The 17,435-nt window shown below is 51.9% G+C and carries 14 protein-coding genes and 5 pseudogenes; 9 read left to right on the forward strand and 10 right to left on the reverse strand.

The features are described 5' to 3' along the window. Positions 1 to 55: 55 nt before the first annotated feature. Both BFP95_RS30140 and BFP95_RS29255 read left to right on the forward strand, forming a co-directional pair. Positions 56 to 198: pseudogene (locus tag BFP95_RS30140) on the forward strand (IS5/IS1182 family transposase); the annotation flags it as partial. Between the two features lie 292 nt (positions 199 to 490). Then, complete coding sequence (locus BFP95_RS29255) at positions 491 to 1,441, forward strand: alpha/beta fold hydrolase (protein WP_162238845.1); 951 nt, start codon at positions 491 to 493, stop codon at positions 1,439 to 1,441. A gap of 52 nt (positions 1,442 to 1,493) precedes the next feature. On the opposite strand, the pseudogene BFP95_RS30145 reads toward BFP95_RS29255, so the two are convergent. Next, positions 1,494 to 1,643: pseudogene (locus BFP95_RS30145) on the reverse strand (IS30 family transposase); the annotation flags it as partial. Next, positions 1,634 to 1,808 (reverse strand): annotated as a pseudogene (locus BFP95_RS30480) (helix-turn-helix domain-containing protein); the annotation flags it as partial. The pseudogenes BFP95_RS30145 and BFP95_RS30480, both read right to left, overlap by 10 nt. Positions 1,809 to 2,192: 384 nt before the next feature. Here BFP95_RS30480 and BFP95_RS26775 point away from each other — a divergent pair. The 6 genes and pseudogenes from BFP95_RS26775 (at position 2,193) to BFP95_RS26795 (ending at position 8,161) form a co-directional block, all read left to right on the forward strand. Further along, the gene (locus BFP95_RS26775; RefSeq protein ID WP_065910939.1) at positions 2,193 to 3,335 is read left to right on the forward strand and encodes a tyramine oxidase subunit B; all 1,143 of its coding nucleotides are present in this window, start codon (positions 2,193 to 2,195) and stop codon (positions 3,333 to 3,335) included. A gap of 80 nt (positions 3,336 to 3,415) precedes the next feature. Next, positions 3,416 to 3,793, forward strand: coding sequence for a Rid family hydrolase (locus tag BFP95_RS26780; protein WP_256534331.1), 378 nt, complete (start codon positions 3,416 to 3,418; stop codon positions 3,791 to 3,793). Positions 3,794 to 3,842: 49 nt separating this feature from the next. After that, the gene (locus tag BFP95_RS26785; protein ID WP_056858391.1) at positions 3,843 to 5,135 is read left to right on the forward strand and encodes an NAD(P)/FAD-dependent oxidoreductase; all 1,293 of its coding nucleotides are present in this window, start codon (positions 3,843 to 3,845) and stop codon (positions 5,133 to 5,135) included. A gap of 43 nt (positions 5,136 to 5,178) precedes the next feature. Further along, complete coding sequence (locus BFP95_RS26790; protein ID WP_065910940.1) at positions 5,179 to 6,582, forward strand: APC family permease; 1,404 nt, start codon at positions 5,179 to 5,181, stop codon at positions 6,580 to 6,582. Positions 6,583 to 6,640: 58 nt separating this feature from the next. Next, a pseudogene (locus BFP95_RS30485) lies at positions 6,641 to 7,111 on the forward strand (hypothetical protein); the annotation flags it as partial. A 93-nt stretch (positions 7,112 to 7,204) separates the two neighbouring features. Beyond that, positions 7,205 to 8,161, forward strand: coding sequence for a LysR family transcriptional regulator (locus tag BFP95_RS26795; protein WP_083224250.1), 957 nt, complete (start codon positions 7,205 to 7,207; stop codon positions 8,159 to 8,161). Between the two features lie 95 nt (positions 8,162 to 8,256). Here BFP95_RS26795 and BFP95_RS26800 read toward each other — a convergent pair whose 3' ends face one another. The 5 genes and pseudogenes from BFP95_RS26800 to BFP95_RS26815 all read right to left on the reverse strand — a co-directional run bounded on the left by BFP95_RS26800 (position 8,257) and on the right by BFP95_RS26815 (position 13,844). Continuing rightward, positions 8,257 to 8,862: a TetR/AcrR family transcriptional regulator gene (locus BFP95_RS26800; protein ID WP_056858393.1), complete on the reverse strand. Its 606-nt coding sequence runs from the start codon at positions 8,860 to 8,862 to the stop codon at positions 8,257 to 8,259. A gap of 17 nt (positions 8,863 to 8,879) precedes the next feature. Next, positions 8,880 to 10,100: a multidrug effflux MFS transporter gene (locus BFP95_RS26805; protein WP_056858394.1), complete on the reverse strand. Its 1,221-nt coding sequence runs from the start codon at positions 10,098 to 10,100 to the stop codon at positions 8,880 to 8,882. Between the two features lie 73 nt (positions 10,101 to 10,173). Continuing rightward, a pseudogene (locus BFP95_RS30150) lies at positions 10,174 to 10,422 on the reverse strand (hypothetical protein); the annotation flags it as partial. A 284-nt stretch (positions 10,423 to 10,706) separates the two neighbouring features. Further along, positions 10,707 to 12,332 (reverse strand): methyl-accepting chemotaxis protein, encoded by a 1,626-nt coding sequence (locus BFP95_RS26810; protein ID WP_065910941.1) that lies wholly within the window; start codon positions 12,330 to 12,332, stop codon positions 10,707 to 10,709. Positions 12,333 to 12,653: 321 nt separating this feature from the next. Beyond that, positions 12,654 to 13,844: an acyl-CoA dehydrogenase family protein gene (locus BFP95_RS26815; RefSeq protein ID WP_065910942.1), complete on the reverse strand. Its 1,191-nt coding sequence runs from the start codon at positions 13,842 to 13,844 to the stop codon at positions 12,654 to 12,656. Between the two features lie 259 nt (positions 13,845 to 14,103). On the opposite strand from BFP95_RS26815, the gene BFP95_RS26820 reads away from it, so the two are divergent. Next, on the forward strand, positions 14,104 to 14,631 hold the full coding sequence (locus BFP95_RS26820; protein ID WP_003232755.1) for a flavin reductase: 528 nt from the start codon (positions 14,104 to 14,106) through the stop codon (positions 14,629 to 14,631). Positions 14,632 to 14,687: 56 nt separating this feature from the next. On the opposite strand, the gene BFP95_RS26825 is transcribed toward BFP95_RS26820, so the two are convergent. The 3 genes from BFP95_RS26825 to BFP95_RS26835 are packed head-to-tail and all read right to left on the reverse strand — an operon-like array spanning position 14,688 to position 17,263. Continuing rightward, on the reverse strand, positions 14,688 to 15,629 hold the full coding sequence (locus tag BFP95_RS26825) for a LysR family transcriptional regulator (RefSeq protein ID WP_065910943.1): 942 nt from the start codon (positions 15,627 to 15,629) through the stop codon (positions 14,688 to 14,690). Further along, a complete protein-coding gene (locus BFP95_RS26830; protein ID WP_056858398.1) occupies positions 15,630 to 16,187 on the reverse strand; it encodes a cytochrome b in 558 nt (185 codons plus the stop codon). It abuts the gene before it with no gap. Then, positions 16,187 to 17,263: a catalase family peroxidase gene (locus BFP95_RS26835; protein ID WP_056858399.1), complete on the reverse strand. Its 1,077-nt coding sequence runs from the start codon at positions 17,261 to 17,263 to the stop codon at positions 16,187 to 16,189. Before BFP95_RS26835 ends, BFP95_RS26830 begins: the two co-directional genes overlap by 1 nt. Between the last annotated feature and the right edge of the window lie 172 nt (positions 17,264 to 17,435).

A 17,435-nucleotide genomic window follows, 5' to 3' on the forward strand; every position in this document is an offset into this window, starting at 1 on the left:
TCTAAAAATTCCTGATCTTGGCAAGCAATCAGGATCCTGAAAGCGGAGCCTTCCTGTGAGGCAGGTTACCTTCGTTGATGCCGAGCACTCCGGCAGGCGCAAACAGATCCGTAACGAGTTGTTCTTGATCGGGCTCGATCAAGTGCCTCCCTGGAAGGGCTTGATTGGCTTGATGCGAGCCGCACTGTCGTAAAGGGCGGAGGCGGCCGTCAGGCCTACTGGTTTGGAAAAGCTTCCAGAAAATGATGGCGGTAAGGTTATCTGGCAGATGGTGGCACATCGCAGCACCAACAAAGGCTCTACAATTGGGGTGTTCTGTAACAAAGCCATACTGGGGTCGAGGATCCATTGTGGGTGTTCACGCACCAGTTCAGTGCGCCTTGTTCAAGATATATATCGTGTAAGTGGCATTGGCGCTATTCAGTAATGCATCGATTACAACTGGTTTTCAGACGTAACATAGTTGTTACGCTACATGCAGAAGACGTTCGTGAAAATTTTGAAATTGACGAAGCTTTTCTTGGGAAATCCGACTCGGATTTATGGTTGTCTCAATATAAAAACGGTTAACGATATGACGATTTCAAGTTCTTGTTCTGTTCAGGGCGTCACTGATCAGCGCGTATTTAATTATATTGATACGAACCTGGGCCAACTTCATTACGCGGAGTCGGGTGCAGGTGATGTGATGATTTTATTGCATCAAACACCGCGCTCACTGGATGAGTTCGCTGAAGTCCAACCGCTGTTGGCAACTCGCTGGCGTACAATAGCTATGGATATGTACGGTTTTGGGCAGTCTGCAAAATTTGCTGCTCCACAGACGGTTGAACACTATGCCCAAGGTGTTTTGGCACTGGTTAATGCGTTAAATATAGAGAGGTTTTCTATACTTGGGCATCACACAGGTATGTTTGTTGCTTCAGAGGTGGCGGCTATCGCTCCAGAGCGTGTGACCGCTGTGGTTCTTTCTGCTGGTGATATTGTTGATGCAGAGTTTCGAGAAGCAATGGAGGCGCTGGACGTAGATGTAGCTGAAACGAGAGAGGATGGCTCACACCTCATGGAACTTTGGCGAAAACGTTTGAATTTATACCCAGCAGGGCACACTGATGTGTTAAATCGATTTATTCGAGATGCGCTTGCTCCTGGGGTAACTCCTTTAGAGGGGCATCTTGCAGTTGCAAGATATGATATGGAAAATAGAGTTGGCCTTGTCAAGGCGCCGGTGTTGGTTCTGGCAGCTACAGAGGATCCTGTAACATACTCTCGGGCTCAGGTAGTAGTTGATGCTTATTGTAATTCCTGTTTCGTGTCCCGGGCAGAAATAAAGGGAGGTGGGATACCTTTAATGGAATTAAAATTTAAAGAAGTTGCAGGTGCAGTGCATGGTTTTTTTGATTATCTTGAATGTAATGTTATAGGCAAGAAACGCGACTGATTTCTTGAATCGACTTTATACGTGGCAGTTGCGGGAGCTGAGTGCAATACGGTTATTGAATTGAGGGTTGAACGTCATACCGCATCGCCATGGCGTCCTGCATCACCTTGCCCATAACTTCGCTTGGCATCTGAAGTCAAAGCGCTTACGTGGGCCCATTGGTCAGTTGCAGTGCGATCGGATCCAGTTCTTCCTGACGGTGTGTTGGGCCACGCGGGCCGAGTAGCCGTCACGGGCTCTCGATTGCGGCGCAACTCCCGGCTGATGGTCGAAGGGGATCGGATGATCAAGCAGGCAATCCTACGCAGGCTGAAGCCTGGGCATGACCGATTTGATGTCGCAAAAATTCAATATCCCGGCAAATAATAACTTTAGGATTGTTTGAGACGTTAAATACGCCAGGGTCATTTTTCATCGCCCTGCGCCGGAAAATTCAAAGCAAGTCCGTTTAAGAATTTTTCTTGATCCTGAAGGGGTGGGTAGTGATGGGGAAGATTTAGATTTCCTTGAGCGACAAAATGGCCGCCTAGTGCGAAGGCAGCTGTCAGCCTTATATGAATAGCTACTCGCTTGGAATGACCAGGTGCACTACGAAACTGGAAATGGAATTTGCGTCTTTGAGTGGGTGAATGACACGTCGATAAAGTGCGGGAGATGTGACCCACATCCCTTAGACGTAAGCCTGGAAGAAAATCCGAACAGATTTTCAATTAATGCCAATTACAACATAATAATATTGCGGATAAAAACTATGTCAAAACATAATGCCAAGATCGATTTCATTTATCTCTCCGAGCAGGACATGATCAAAGCCGGAGTGATGGACATGGCTGAGTGCGTGAACACCATGGAGCAAATGTTTATTCTGCTTCAGCAAGGTGATTATCGCATGGCAGGTGCTAATAATGACTCTCATGGCTCACAAATTACATTTCCCGCAGATTCTCCCTTTCCCAACATGCCGAAGCCTACACCTGATCGTCGCTTAATGGCTATGCCCGCCTACCTTGGCGGGGACTTCCAGGCCTGTGGTGTGAAATGGTACGGCTCTAACGTTACGAATCGCGAAAAAGGTTTACCACGTTCAATTTTGACGTTCATTTTAAACGATGTCGATACCGGCGCGCCACTGGCTTATATGTCAGCCAATCTGTTGTCGGCTTATCGAACTGGGGCGGTTCCTGGCGTAGGTGCTCGTCACCTTGCGCGGAAAAATTCAAAAGTTATTGGCTTGTTAGGCCCGGGCGTCATGGGCAAAACATCGGTCACTGCATTTATGTCGACGTGCCCAGAAATTGACACAATCAATATAAAAGGCCGTGGAGAAAACAACTTAAATAGGTTCGTTAAGTGGGTTAACGAAGTATTTCCTCAAATCAGAAATGTCAATGTGGTCGATACAGTTGAAGACGTAGTCCGCGGTGCTGACATCATTACTTACTGTAACTCCGGTGATGTCGGCGATCCATCGACGTATCCCTTGGTCAAGCGCGAGTGGGTTAAGCCGGGTGCTTTCCTTGCGATGCCTGCCTTTTGCCGTTTGGACGACGGCATGGAGCAAGCAGATGTACGCAAAGTACTTGATAACACAGGGCTTTACGATGCGTGGTATGAAGAACTACCCAAGCCGGCCCATAACCTGATCCCGTTAGTGGGTATGCGATTTATGGATCTGGTCGGGGAAGGAAAACTTTCCCGCGATGCGCTGGAGGACTTGGGTGACATCTGTGCAGGCATAACACCCGCGCGCCAAAACGATGAGGAAATCATCATTTTGTCTGTTGGCGGTATGCCGGTTGAGGACGTAGCTTGGGCGACAGTGATTTACCGCAATGCAGTTCAAAAAGGCATTGGGGTAAAACTTAATCTATGGGATGAGCCAGTACTTCGTTAAATATAATTTATTATTTAATGTCATAGGCGTTTCTCATGATGAAAGATATTATAAAAGTAAATGCCGGCTCAAAATTTTAAGTGCTAGGCAGCTACTCTCGAGCGGTGACGGTAGATAACTGGATTTATGTATCTCTCACTGCGGGGCGTAATCCAGATACTAAGGAAATTCCTGAAGATGCCGTTGAGCAGGCTGTGCAAGTTTTTCGGATTATTGAAAAGATCCTGGCTTCACTGGGCTCTTTTCTGGCTGACGTCGTGATGTCTCGTGTCTTTGTCCAATCACCCGAGCATGTAAATGCTGTGATGGGATTCATCGCGCAGAAATTCAAAGGCATCAATCCGGCCACGACGATCACTTGCCCACCATTAGGCTCAACCGTATACAAAGTAGAGGTGGAGGTTACAGCGTACCGTGGTGCGTCAAATCTAAATAAAGTTAACGTAGAACTAGAGTAACGACGGTTGAGCATTTCAGATACTCTCGCGGGCACCTCAGGAAATTGTCATGACGAAAACTCTCGAGTCAGTGAGGACTACTGATCAATTACCAAAATCCACCACTGTCGTCATTATCGGAGGTGGCATTATTGGTGTGACAGCGGCATTGACCTTAGCCGAGCGAAATATTCCAGTTGTCCTCCTGGAAAAAGGGCATATTGCAGGCGAGCAATCCTCGCGAAATCTTGGATGGGTGCGCAAGACTAATCGGCACGCAGCTGATGTGCCATTAGCTCTGGCGGCAGATCGCCTATGGGCAGGTATGCCTGAGCGCATTGGCCGCGAAGTGGGTTATCAGCAATCCGGTATTATGTTTCTTGCAGCAAATCAAGAGCACTTAGCGTTACATGAACGCTGGTTGAAGTCGGTGGAGTCTTTATCCTTAGACTCCCAAATGCTTAGCGCACGCGAGATTAATGAGCGTGTACCTAGAGGCAAAGGTGAGTGGGCGGGTGCTCTCTACACACCTTCAGACGGCAAAGCAGAGCCCCATCTGGCCACCTCTGCGCTTGCACAGGCAGCCATCGAAAAAGGGGCAGTCTTAATTCAGCACTGTGCCGTTAGAACACTATCAACGACGGGTGGGAAAGTTAGCGGTGTCGTTACCGAGCACGGTGAGATTCGCTGTGATCAGGTGCTATTAGCCGGTGGCGCCTGGTCTCGCCGTTTTCTAGGTAATGTTGGAGTTAGTTACCCAACTCTTCCTCTCACATGCTCCGTGCTTCGCACTACCCCAATGGAGGGTCCCACTGATATTGCCGTTGGAGGCCCTGATTTTTCATTTCGAAAACACATAGAGGGTGGTTACATCATCACCCAGCGCGCGGCCTTGGACGCTAATCTAACCTTGGATCACTTATTAATTGGCCACCGGTACCTCAGTCTGCTTCGTGGGCAAGGTTCCTTTTTACGCGTTTCTTTAGGCAAACCTTTCCTCCAGGACCTTGCCCTAAAGCGCCGCTGGCGTGCAGACCAAACCTCACCGTTTGAGCGCGTTCGAACACTCGACCCGTCTGTCAACGAAAGCCTTATCCAGGAAGCCTTGAGCAACCTTCGCAAGGCCTGGCCGATTTTTGAAAACGCAAGCATTTGCGAAGCTTGGGCGGGGCAGATTGATATAACCCCAGACTCAAACCCTGTCATTGACCATATTAAGTCCATTCCTGGGCTGACGATTGCCACTGGCTTCTCAGGTCATGGTTTTGGTACCGGCCCCGCTGCTGGGCAACTGGCAGCAGACCTCGTAACCCATATGACCCCACTCGTTGACCCAGCTCCATACCGGTTTGATCGCCTCTGAAGTAATCGAGTATTGGCCCTTAAATAATAAATGGACACTACACATGAGCGAATCTACGAAGATATCCAGTTCCAATCTCACGGCTGCTGGTGCGAATCCGCAACTATCCAAAAAGTTCGGATTACTCACGATGATGTCAATTTGTATCGGCTTGGTTGTTGCTCAAGGCGCAATGATATCGACGGCACAGGGCGTTGGTTTTGGTGCCATGACATTTCTGGCTGCCATGGTGGCAGCGTTGGCAATTTCACAATGTAATGCGATGAGTTTTGCCGAGCTTTCTCTGATGTTTCCTCAAAAAGGAACACTGGCTACCTATACCCAAAAAGCAATAGGTCATGTCCCAGCTATTGTTGCCGTTTTTGCCGGTTACATTGTTGTATCCGTGCTGGCGGTGCCGGTTGAGATGTTTATGATTGATATTATTGTGTCCAAACTGCTGCCTGGCTTCGTGCCAACTAAGTCAATATCTCTACTTATTCTGGTCGGCCTTACCATTACTAATTTAATGGGGACAGACGTATTTGCACGAGTACAAAACCTGCTTGTTGTAGTCATGGTGAGCGCAATTGCACTGGTGTCATGTGTTGCTATCACGGGAACAGCACAACCACACCCAGAGTTGGCGGGTACTCCGGTTGACTGGAGTTTTGCTAGCGTGACTAACTTCGGTTTTATCGGATTCATTGCACTCTCGATGTGGTGTTTTGTCGGCATAGAGTACATTTGCTCGCTGATAGGCGAGGTAAAAGATCCACATAAAAATGTTCCTCGCTCCATGCATCTTTCCTTGTTCTTAATATTTTTCTTATTCGTCGGGTTTGGCTATGGTATAACCTTTTATATGGACTCGGAAACCTTGGTTAGTGCTAAAATGCCATATGTTGACTTTATCATGGCTGTATTTGGTAGCTCTACCGGCTTGGTGATTACAGCCGTTGTTGCACTTACTGCGACTTCCAGTTCTGTTAATACTGTACTGGCAGCCGTTCCAAGAATGATGCATGGGATGGCTGAACAAAATCAGTTGCTACCCATTTTCAAAAAAGTTAATCGTTATAATGTGCCTTGGGTAGCCACCGTAGTGCTGAGCATTTCGATAGTTATTCCTTACTTATCGCTTGATATTGACTCGATCATCCTATTTGTTATCGCGGCCAGCACCAGTTACCTTATCGCCTACTTGATTGCGCATCTGAATGTGATTGTCTTGCGTAAGCGGATGCCGGATCACCCACGTCCATACCGCTCTCCGTTCTTCCCTTTACCGCAAATCTTTGCAATTGTTGCCATACTGTATGTGGCCATCAATAATTCCCCCTCGCCGGCGTTGACGAGTTCTGTTTATGCCATTACTGGCGGCATGCTTTCGTTCATCACCATCTGTAGCGTTATCTGGGTTAAATTTTATATGAAACGGGGTATTTTTGAGCCTGATATGGACTAATAAAACTGGGCGCAAGGTAGGCGTTCATTGGTAAGCGCCTACCCGCTACGCTCAATCGATTAACTTGGCCATCGGTATTTCCACTCTTGCAGCGTTGATCGCTGGCAGCATACAAACCAGCGCCTACGAACTTTACTCAGATGAAGATACTCACCTCAGCGCTAACCTCGAAGCCACGTGCGGTGTCTTTAACAGCCAGCAGAACTACTCGAACTCCGGCAGTAAGTCTAAGGGTTCGTCTACCAGGCGCGAAGGTTATATCAAGTACGGAATCAGTGGTGATCAGTGCCTGGCTTGCGCTCTGGCGAACGGTTCGAGGCACTGGGTAAAGACGGGCCAGACGTGTCCTTCGGCCGCCAGAGGGTTACGGTCGGCGATGGTTTTCTAATTTGCGGCGACGGCACGAACTTCGATAACGGTTTGGCCGATAGCGAGTATAAACGGGGTGGCAGTACCTACTTGGTTGGGAGCATGCAAGAACTTCGACAAAACGGCCGTGCTGCGTCTCGATGGTCAGGAGGGTTGGCGCAGAGAAACGTGAACCACCTAAGCGATGAGACGTGTCCGGGATTCAAAATGCGTCTTAGTCGGACAGAAAGTAGCCTGATGAGCGGTGACAGTAATGAGATCCAATGTCCTACTGGACTTCCAGGACCAACAACTCAAATATCTCTTCTTCAGCCATCAACTCGGATCGATGCGTGCAGCGGCTGACGAGCTAGGCATTGCCCCCTCGTCGATCAGTCGACAGATTGCCAAGTTAGAGGCGGAACTAGACATTGATCTGGTAGAGCAGGGCACTCATCGGATTCGCCTGACTGAGGCTGGGCAGGTTGCGATTGATTATTACCGTGCCAGGGCTAGCCAGCATGAAGCGTTGCTGGATCAGCTCAGCGAGTTGCGAGGGCGTTTTCTAGGTACGACTATCATTGCCATCGGAGAAGGATTGCTGGGCTCCCAGGCAATCGTGGAACTGCAAAACTTTTTCAAGCAATACCCCGATGCTCATATCGAAATCATCATCGCGCCGTCTTTTGAGGTACAGCGGATGATCCAAGATGACGAAGCGCACATTGGCCTTGCTTTTGCGCCAGCAAGCACAGCCACCCTCCGCAGTTTGTATGCGTTCGAGCAGCCGCTCCGTGCGATTGTGTCCAGGGAAAGTCCGTTGGCAAAAAAGCATGTGCTGACGTTAACAGATCTTGCCAATACCCCGTTGGTTTTGCCTGGCCCCAAATACCGCGTTAGGGAGCTGGTTACTCAAGCTTGCAAGGATGAGCCGTTTACGATTGAGCCGGTGGTTACCGCCAACTCACTACAGGTCATCCTGGACCTGGTCCGCGCAGGGATAGCCAGTACCGTGCTGCCAGAACTGCCCTTGGTTTCCGAGCTGACATCAGGGTTGTTCAAGGCGATCCCGTTAGCATGTGAGGCAATGAGCAGTACCGAAATGCGAATCATCGTTCGCCCATCCCGCAAGCTTTCCCCAGTGAGCCACGCGTTGATACGCCATCTTGCCAGAGCTATTTCATTGATGCGTAGAGGCGATGGCCGTACTGCAAAGAGTATGCTTGTCTGAGTGTGTTTCTCATTAAAAAGGCAGCACGGGAGGCGGGCAAGGGAGCAAGGCGGATGATAGCGTTTAGATGTTTTTGCAAAATTTGAATGGTTGATTTATCCATGCGCCACCTTCCCCACAGCCAGAGACAGCGAATCACCAAGAATGCGCCACAAAGCGGTAAGACGCCGACAGTAGGTGCCTTCACTACAGTAAATCAACTCGACATGAAGGCTGTCGACAACCGCTATATAAGCATCCTGAAACATTGAAATCTCGTTCGCCGACAGGGCTGGATACCTGTTCTCAAGGCTTGCGCCAAAGCGTTCATGAAGACGGTCCAGATAGGCTTCAAAGCCACTTGTCACCGATGCCTTTAACTCCGAAGGCGGAAAGAATGCCGTTCGCAGCAGGAAACGCAGGGCAGCGGAAGACTCGTAGCGGTTTGAAAGATTGTCCGTGTACAGCTTGCCGGGCTCGTCATCATTCGCCGGGACGCTTGCAAACATCTCTTCGATATAGTGCCTCTCCGTCGCCAGCGCCAGATTCAGCACGGCGTTGAACAGATCATCCTTGCTCTTGAAGTGCGCGTATAACGAGGGCTTGCGCATACCTGCCACGACAGCGATTTCATTGAGCGACGAGGCGTCGTATCCCCGCTCAGCGAAATGCACCAGAGCGATATCACAGATTCTGCTTGCGGAAGGGCTCAGCACTTTCATCGGGATGACCTTTTAATTCAGTGATTTAACGCGGTGATGTGCTCGGCCCTGCCTTCGCGCACACTGACCCAGGTCAGCGCACCCACCATAACGGCGCAGACTATCAGGAATGCGCACCAGGCAATGGCGCCATAGCTGCTCGCCCAACCGGTCAACGGTGTGGCGAAGGCCGAGATGCCAAGCTGAAACGCGCCGAGCAATGCAGCCGTTGAACCCAGGGCAGTGGTTTGCGAAGACATCACCAGCGTCATCAGTGAGGTTTCTGCAATCCCCAATCCAAGCAGTGCTACCGCGACACCGGCAGCCAGCCAGTACAAACTAGAACCAGATACTGCTGCGCCGTAGGCCATGACAGAACCTGCAAAGATGCAAAAAGCTCCAGCCGTTGCCATGCGGGCCAAACCGTACTTGCCCACCAGTCTGGTAGCCACGACGGCCCCTATGAGAATCGCGATGCCGGTTGCGCCAAACAGCGTACCGAACTGGGCAGCAGGCAGTCCGTATTCCTTCTGATAAACAAATGTAGCGCCGCCCACATAGGCAAAGAGAAAGAAGAACACGGCTGACAGCGCTAAAGCTGGCCTTAGAAAACGACCGTCTTTTGCGAGGCGCGCATACGTGCGTATCGCAAGGCTCATATTCAATGGCTCGCGCTTTTGCATTGGTAGTGTTTCAGGCAAAACAGCCATCGAATTCACCGCCACCAGCGCACCGAGAACAGCCAGTACCAGCATGACGGCCCGCCATCCGAAATGCGCCTCAATGTAACCACCCAACCCCGGGGCGATGATGGGAGCAACACCTTGAATGGTCAGCAGCAGGCCAAAAAGTTTTGCTGCCTGAACGCCCTGAGTGACGTCACGCACCATGCTCATGATGACCACCAACGTCAAAGCACTGCCTATCCCTTGGGCAAATCGTGCCACGAGTAGCCACTCAAGGGTTGGTGCCGCTCCTGCAGCCAGCGCACTCAAACTGAACAGCAACAAGCCTGCTATCAGTGGACGTCGACGGCCCAAGGCGTCGACTACCGGCCCGAACAGCAATTGTCCAAGCCCCATTGCCAATAAAAAGACCGTGAGCGTCAGCTGAATGCTGGCAACACTGGTCGAATAATCAACCGCCATTTCGGGCAGGCTTGGCAAATACATATCGACGGCTGAGGGCCCCAGTGCGGCGATGGCCCCCAAGGCAATGGCAAACTTCAGTGAAGGATTGCCGAAATGACTCTTTTCCATAACAAACTCATGATTGACTTCCTACCGGAAGGTAGGAAAGTGGCGTGAAGTTAACGAGAACCGAGAGGCAAGGTCAAGCGGTTATTTTCTTAGTGGCCAGGCAGCACCTGCCAGCGCTCCGCGCAATGCATGCGCACGAAAGTGTTTTAGGCTTCAGTTCAAAGTGTTTTTTCAAGAAGCGGCTGAAATGAGCGGAATCTGTGAAACATCATTTTTAAGCGATCGAGGTAAGCGACTCAGTGCGCAGCAACGGGTTGGCCAAATCGATCACGCTGCGTTCGAGCCTGGCGCGCTGGATGTATCGACAGACGCCGTCACCTTCCGCACCAGCGATGGGGCGGAGAGGGTGGCCATCTCGTTGTAGTCGGGGCAATTTTGAGGCAACACAGAGGACCACCTGGCGCCGTTATCCAGCGCCACGGTTGGCCCACACGCCAACGGGACACTTAGCGCCAATGGCCGTAACTTTGTGGGCGGGATCAGGGTTCAAATTGAACTCTATGAGAGCCAGACTTGCCTGCGAACTAGGCGCCTTGGTGTATCAGGCAGACCTCTTCATCGTACGCGCGGGCAAGCCTCGCTCCAACAGATGGCCTCCGATACCTCTTACAAGCGAAACCTCGACACCATGCTGTTCAGGTCAACCGCCAGGCGGGTCAACTCGCCGCTGGCGGCGCTGGTCTGGGCGGCGCCGTTGGAAGATTGCGTCGACAGGTCTCGGATGTTGACCAAGTTGCGGTCCACTTCACGGGCGACTGCAGCCTGTTCTTCCGCAGCGGCGGCGATGACCAGGTTACGCTCGTTGATCTCGATCACTGCGGTGTTGATGGTTTCCAGCGCCAAGCCTGCGCCTTTCGCGATGCTCAGGGTAGATTCAGCACGGTCAGTGCTGTTACGCATTGAACTGACCGCTTTTTGGGTGCCGCCTTGAATGCTGCCAACCATACGTTCAATTTCGCTTGTGGACTGTTGGGTGCGATGGGCCAAAGCGCGTACTTCATCGGCGACAACCGCAAAACCGCGACCGGCTTCACCGGCCCGGGCCGCTTCGATAGCTGCGTTCAGCGCCAGCAGGTTGGTCTGATCCGCCAAGCCACGAATCACGTCCAGAACCTTGCCGATGTCGCGGGACTCCTCCGCAAGATTACCAATCAGATCGGCGGTGCTTTGCACATCCCCGCTCATGCGTTCGATAGCGTTGACGGTTTCGTGAACTAGATCCCGGCCATCGCCTGCTGACGCCGTCGCGTTTTTTGACGCCTCTGAAGTGCTCACTGCGTTACGCGCCACTTCTTCGACGGCGCTGGTCATTTCGTTGACTGCAGTCGCGGCTTGTTCTATTTCGTTGTCCTGCTGCGCAAGGCCGCGGGCGCTTTCATCGGTAACTACGTTCAGCTCCTCGGCAGCGGAAGCCAGTTGTGTTGCGGATCCGGAAATACGCATCAAGGTATCGCGCAGTTTCTCCTGCATTTTTTGCATGGCGAGCAGCAACCTGCCCGCTTCGTCAGTGCCATCAACCTTTATCGGTCGGGTCAGATTACCTTCGGCTATGGTTTCAGCCGCTTCAAGTGCCAACGCTATAGGTTGGGTGATGCTCTTGGTCAGCAGCCAGGCAAACAGCATGGTCAGCAGCGAGGCAATAATGAGGAGGCCGACAACACAGTTGAACGCAGAGCTGTACTGGTCAGCAGCGGATTGATTGATGATAGCCAGCTGGGCGTTATTGAAGTCAGTAAGCTTACCCAACGCCACGTTTATCTGCTCAGCGTTAGCCGCAGACTCGGCGTTCAGCACGCGCGTTAGCTCCTGCAGATCGCCAGCCCGACTGAGGGTAACAAGGCGCGTTTCAATCTTGCGATATTCACCCATCAGCCGCATATAGTCGTTGTAGTCGGATTGCTCTACAGGGGATGAAATCAGTTTGGCGTATGCTGCCTGCGACTGGTTAAGTTGTTGGTTTTGTTCCGCAAGTAATTCGATGGTCCTGTTCTGAATATTTGGTTCGCGATCAGTTAACAGCCGATGCGATAAAACCCGCATTCGGACGCCCGTCACCGTTAGAGCATTCAGGGTCTGAAAGCTAGGGACGCCATTTATCGCGATGTCGTCGCCAGCTGCTCGGATCTTGCTCATCTGAGACAGGGCGAAGAGGCCGAGAATCAGCATGAGCGCGCCTATCAGGGAGAACCCCAGAAATGCGCGCGGAGCAATGTTCATTGTTCTTATTGTCATGGTTTTCCCAGAGCGTGGAATGTGCTCCCCGCAAGCAGCGGCGGATGGCCCAGCGCATAAGTTTTTATCGGTCGCTTGATGACACACTTGAGCGAAAACAGCTGTGTGCCGCATATTAAAACTGATATTGCCCACTTACCAACTTACATACGACTGATGTCGGCCCGATGCAGCCCGATTGCGACAATCTTCAACCCAGACGGCCTGGACGCGATTTTCGTTCAGTTGGTAGAGACTCGCTAACAAGGTTGCATATTTCTCTTACAGAATCAGCTCTAGAGACTGCAGCAGCGTGACAGAAGCTGCTGTGCATAGTGGTGCTCAAGGATAGGGGATGGTCGGTTCGATGCCCGCGAACACCGCGCCAGCGCCGTCGTAAGTCGCTTCGCCGAGGAAAGCATGCTGTGTCACTACCATGGAGTCGCGTACGATCCATTGCATACGATTGTCATTGAAGATGGCTGCAGTCCCCGCCAGTCGATAAGCCTTCATGACTACGTCCGCTCCGGTATGAGCGGCATGGGTGGCGCTGAGACGTAATAAGTTAGTCTGCTGCAGGGTCACCGGATTACCGGCGATGAGCGAGGCCCATACAGCTTCGGCGGATTCGTAGAAAAACGCCTGGGCGCTTCGCAGCATCGCCTCTGCCTTACCCAGTTCGCTGCGGTAATAAGCGCGATCACCCAAACGCGGGGCACCGGTGACAGTCTTGGTGCTGCCCGACATTGCGATCACCAAGTCCAGTGCTGCGCGTGCCAGCCCGAGGTTAACGGCGGCGTGAACTTGCGCCTGGTAGGAAACAGACGGGTAATGATAGAGGGGCTCGTCAATTGTGGAGGCACTGCCCCGCACGAAAGTCCACTCGCGTTGGACGTTCTTTTGGTGCAATTTGAGGTCATGGCTCCCCGTGCCTTGCATCCCGACAACATTCCAGTTGTCGACGATCTGCACTTCGCTTGCCGGGAACACAGCGGTCAGCGGTTTGCCTGCCGTCGGTCCTCCACCGTTGGCCGATGTGCCACCGATGCCTACACCAATCCAGTTGGCACCTTTGCACCCACTAGCAAACCGCCAGTGCCCGCTGACTTCCCAGCCATTTTCAGTCTCTTTGGCAGGTTGTAGAGGGTAAAGGCCGCCAGCATAGACCTGGTCTGGCCCGTTGGCATAAATCAATGCTTGGGTTGCCGGGGGGAGTGCCGCCAGGTAGATGTTGGCTGAGCCGAACGCGGTCACCCAACCGACCGAACCGTCGGCTTCGGAAACCCGCTCTACGATGCGCAGGAACTCGGCTGGAGGCAGCGCATCGCCACCGAAACATTTGGGAGTACTGGCGCGGAAGATACCCACTGCTTTCATTTTTTCAATCATGTCTAAAGGGACATGGGAGCGTTGGTTAAACTCGCTGCGACGCTCGGCAATCTCCGCAATCACATCATCCAGGGAAATCGCCTTGATGCTGATTGGAGCGCCTTCACGTGTGTCACGATCATCGAAATTGTTTTTGCTGTTCATGTTTATTGTTCTCTGGCTAGGGTGATTGCATACACGTTCAGAATGCGTGGGATGATAAGAAAAAATCAAATTCGGAATATGAATAAGCTAAATAATCCGTGGGAATTAACTGTCGTGCCATGCGCCTCTAAAGGGGAGGGCGTTTAAGGGCGATGGCTATTCCTGCTGTCAATAGTGCGTATGAGTAAAGCGAATTTGACCGAATGAACAATCCCTCTCAACATGGATTCACCAAGTCAATAATTAAAAGGTGAAGGTTATGGTTAGCGATCAATCAAAACAACATTTTCGGCAAGCGCTGTCATTGTTGTCTGCGGCGGTGAATATCATTACTACCGATGGCCCCCATGGTCGCTTCGGATTAACTGCGAGTGCGGTCTGTTCGGTCACTGATACGCCCCCAACATTATTGGTTTGCATCAACCGTAACAGTTCAATTCATGAAGCGTTGCTGGGCAACAGGGCGTTGTGCGTAAATATACTGACCGGTGATCTGGAGGGTGTTGCGCGACAGTTTGCTGGCATGACCGACCTGCCGCCTGCTGAACGTTTTGCCGGCCAGGATTGGCGGACAGGCTCCTCGGGCTTACCGGTGTTGAACGACGCCCTAGCAAGCCTCGAAGGAAACATAGTAGATATCAAGGAAGTCGGATCGCATTCGGTATTATTTGTCGAAATTAACCAAATTCAGGTCCGTGAAGAGGGGGAGAGTCTGATCTACTTTGGGAGAAACTTTCACCGTCTGGGGCGGGCTGCAGCCGTCAACGTACAGACGTCGGCATCCTGAATAATTGCAGTTCCCCATTCGTGGGTTGCAGGGTTTATAAAGAATGCTCGCACGCCTCATTTGATATGAAATCCGGTATGGCTGCCGGAGGCAAACAGACTAATGATTAACCCGCGCAGCCAGGTTATCCCGGCATCCGATAGGAAACGGCTATGGCAATAAAGTCCCACCGAGATGGCTGGCAATTCGATGGGCAGACTCAGCAGCCGATAGCGCTGGTCGTGGTTTAGCTGCATGGCAATGGCACGCGGCAGAATCAATGCCAGATCAGTGTTGGCAACGATTTTCGGGGCAATCGTGAAGTTAGGCACTTTCAGAGCGATTTCGCGCGCAATGCCGGCCTTTCCGAATGCTGCATCGGCGGTTACGCCATGGCCGGTAATATTGCTCGAAACGTCAACATAGCGCAGGGCGAGTATGTCCTGAACGCTCAATTCATCTTCCTGAAAAGGATGGCCGTCGCGCAACAGACAAATGAATTCGTCGTCTAGCAAGTTTTCGTGGATGCACTCTTCACCAAGTTCTACCAGATAGCCTATCGCGATATCTACATCACCTTTGCGCAATGCCATAGCCAGTTGCTCTATAGGCATTTGACGCACATCCAGGCGTACTTTCGGCGCCTCGCGCGCTAGCACTTCCATCACCGTCGGTAGCACATAAAGTTGCGACATATCCGACATGGAGATGCGAAAAGTACGATCCGCTGTTTTCGGTTCAAAGTTCGAAAACATCATTAATGCGCTTTGAATAATAATCAGCGCATGTTCAATGGGTCCGTGCAGGCGAATAGCTGCGTCAGTCGGCTCCATCGACGTTGCTGTTCGTACGAACAGCGGATCGTCAAACACATCGCGTAGTCGACGCAGTGCGTGACTGACGGCGGGCTGGCTGAGGTGTAGGCGTTCGGCCGCGATTGTCAGGCTGCGGTGTTCCCAAATAGCCACAAAAGTCCTGAGAAGATTCAGATCGATCGTGGCCATGTTGATGTGCGTCATTTATTTACCACGAGCCTTACGCGTGATGCTGGAAAAGACGCCGTCGCGGTATATCCAAGCATGTATCAGCGCTGCGCAAAGATGTCCTAACACAAGCAGAAACAGAGCCCAGGCGAATAACCCATGTGCGGCCCGAAACCAAGCGTAAAGCGCGGAGCTGACAGGAGCAATGGGTGGAAGGTTCCAGCCCGCGAACATGGTGACAGGCCAATTTCCGGCAGAGAGCGTCGCCCAACCGAGCAGTGGCAGGCAGAGCATCAGCAAGTAGAGCAATAGATGCGAAACATGCGCCGCCATTGCCTGCCAGTACGGTACGCTGGCAGGCAATGGCGGCGTGGTGCTTAAAAGCCGATTGCCTAGACGCAGGATAGCCAAAAGAAGAATGGCGATTCCCAGAGGCCTATGAAGATCAATGAGCCAGGGACGCAGGCTCAGAGAAGCCATCATGCCTACACCTATAAATAGCATAGCCAGGATAAGGACAGCCATGAGCCAATGGAGAAGCCGTGCCGCGAAGTTGAAACTTTGCACACCGGTGTGCTTCTGCTGGGTATGCATTATTTGATTTCCTTTTTGCCAACCGCGTCAGTGGCTTTACCAAAACCGACTTCTCGTAATCGGGCGTTATAGGACTGGGAGTAAATACCCGCACGGGCTGCAAGCACCGGATCGTCTGAAAGCGCTATTCCTGAAGGTACAAGCGTCGGGTCAAAGTTAATGTCACGACATGCCCCATGAGTTTGCTCTACCACCTGGTTGACCTCTAACGTCCCAGCGATTACCTCCTTGCGGTTGCTCGGCCATGGTTGAGAAGGGTCGTTCACCGGATCTCCCGCCTCGGCCAGTTGGAATACCAGATCCCAGTACAAGGGTGCTACACCCACACGCTGAGTTATTTCATTAAACAGGAAGTCATGACTGGCTTGCGCATGAGCCTCTTTGCTCAACATCTCTACCGCCGCATGAGGGCGCATGGACCAGCGCACAGGTTGACGTTTTCCATCCGCTGCAATGAGTACGAAGGCGTTGATGGAATTATATTCGGTTCCTGCAAAACTGGCCGGCCAAGTCGCGTTCGCCTCTCGCTCTACAGACTTGCGAGCCTCTGGATATTTTTGAAAAAACGCGGCCACCTTGTCCGGGGCTGGTTGTCCAGTGGCAGCCACCGGTTCAAAGGCCTCGACCTGCGCCAGGAAACCCTCGGCATCCCGAGTCGCGAAGTAGGGTTCGTTGTTGAGCTTCATTCGCCACTGTGACTTGTCGTCGCCTACCAGCATGAGTGCCATGCTGACGGTCGCCGTCGAATTGTCCGCCGCATGCGGGTCCACGGTGCCGATTGAAAAACGCCCGACGGCGGGGATGTTGGCCGGTAGAAAAATACGTGAGGTCGACAGAGGGACGGCCTCGCCGCTCGCATGAAAAGTCCCACTGAAACACATACCCTTACCGTGGGCCCGTCGATAGCCTGGTGGAAAATTATCTAGGGAGTCACCCAGAAACTCTTTTGTGGTAACGCCGGTGCCTAAGAATCCTCCTGCCCAGGCAAAAGCCAGCACAAGAGCAGTCGCGATACTGAATATGCCCAACAACGGCACTCGATATTTCCATAAACCCTGAAGGTTATTCTTAAGCATAAAATTCTCAGCTGCACGTTGTCAGGCAGCGCTGGATTGAAACTGCCGAATGGCTAGCGCCAACACTAACCGGCGCAGAGCAGTAGTCATGTGTAAGACAGGGGGATTTGAATCGCCGATACGGCAAGAAAAAATCCCGGTGGGCTCAATGGGTTTGCTTGAGCGGCAACGC

It is taken from the genome of Pseudomonas sp. 58 R 12, assembly GCF_900005865.1.
GTDB classification, from domain to species: Bacteria; Pseudomonadota; Gammaproteobacteria; order Pseudomonadales; family Pseudomonadaceae; genus Aquipseudomonas; species Aquipseudomonas tritici.

What these genes read in the sequence shown, in the direction of transcription:
- BFP95_RS26835 (WP_056858399.1), bottom strand. Translation starts at nt 17,263, where the DNA reads ATGCTTAAGAATAACCTTCAGGGTTTATGGAAATATCGAGTGCCGTTG.
- BFP95_RS26805 (WP_056858394.1), bottom strand. Translation starts at nt 10,100, where the DNA reads ATGGAAAAGAGTCATTTCGGCAATCCTTCACTGAAGTTTGCCATTGCC.
- BFP95_RS26820 (WP_003232755.1), top strand. Translation starts at nt 14,104, where the DNA reads ATGGTTAGCGATCAATCAAAACAACATTTTCGGCAAGCGCTGTCATTG.
- BFP95_RS26810 (WP_065910941.1), bottom strand. Translation starts at nt 12,332, where the DNA reads ATGACAATAAGAACAATGAACATTGCTCCGCGCGCATTTCTGGGGTTC.
- BFP95_RS26825 (WP_065910943.1), bottom strand. Translation starts at nt 15,629, where the DNA reads ATGACGCACATCAACATGGCCACGATCGATCTGAATCTTCTCAGGACT.
- BFP95_RS26775 (WP_065910939.1), top strand. Translation starts at nt 2,193, where the DNA reads ATGTCAAAACATAATGCCAAGATCGATTTCATTTATCTCTCCGAGCAG.
- BFP95_RS26800 (WP_056858393.1), bottom strand. Translation starts at nt 8,862, where the DNA reads ATGAAAGTGCTGAGCCCTTCCGCAAGCAGAATCTGTGATATCGCTCTG.
- BFP95_RS26830 (WP_056858398.1), bottom strand. Translation starts at nt 16,187, where the DNA reads ATGCATACCCAGCAGAAGCACACCGGTGTGCAAAGTTTCAACTTCGCG.
- BFP95_RS26785 (WP_056858391.1), top strand. Translation starts at nt 3,843, where the DNA reads ATGACGAAAACTCTCGAGTCAGTGAGGACTACTGATCAATTACCAAAA.
- BFP95_RS26795 (WP_083224250.1), top strand. Translation starts at nt 7,205, where the DNA reads ATGAGATCCAATGTCCTACTGGACTTCCAGGACCAACAACTCAAATAT.
- BFP95_RS26815 (WP_065910942.1), bottom strand. Translation starts at nt 13,844, where the DNA reads ATGAACAGCAAAAACAATTTCGATGATCGTGACACACGTGAAGGCGCT.
- BFP95_RS26790 (WP_065910940.1), top strand. Translation starts at nt 5,179, where the DNA reads ATGAGCGAATCTACGAAGATATCCAGTTCCAATCTCACGGCTGCTGGT.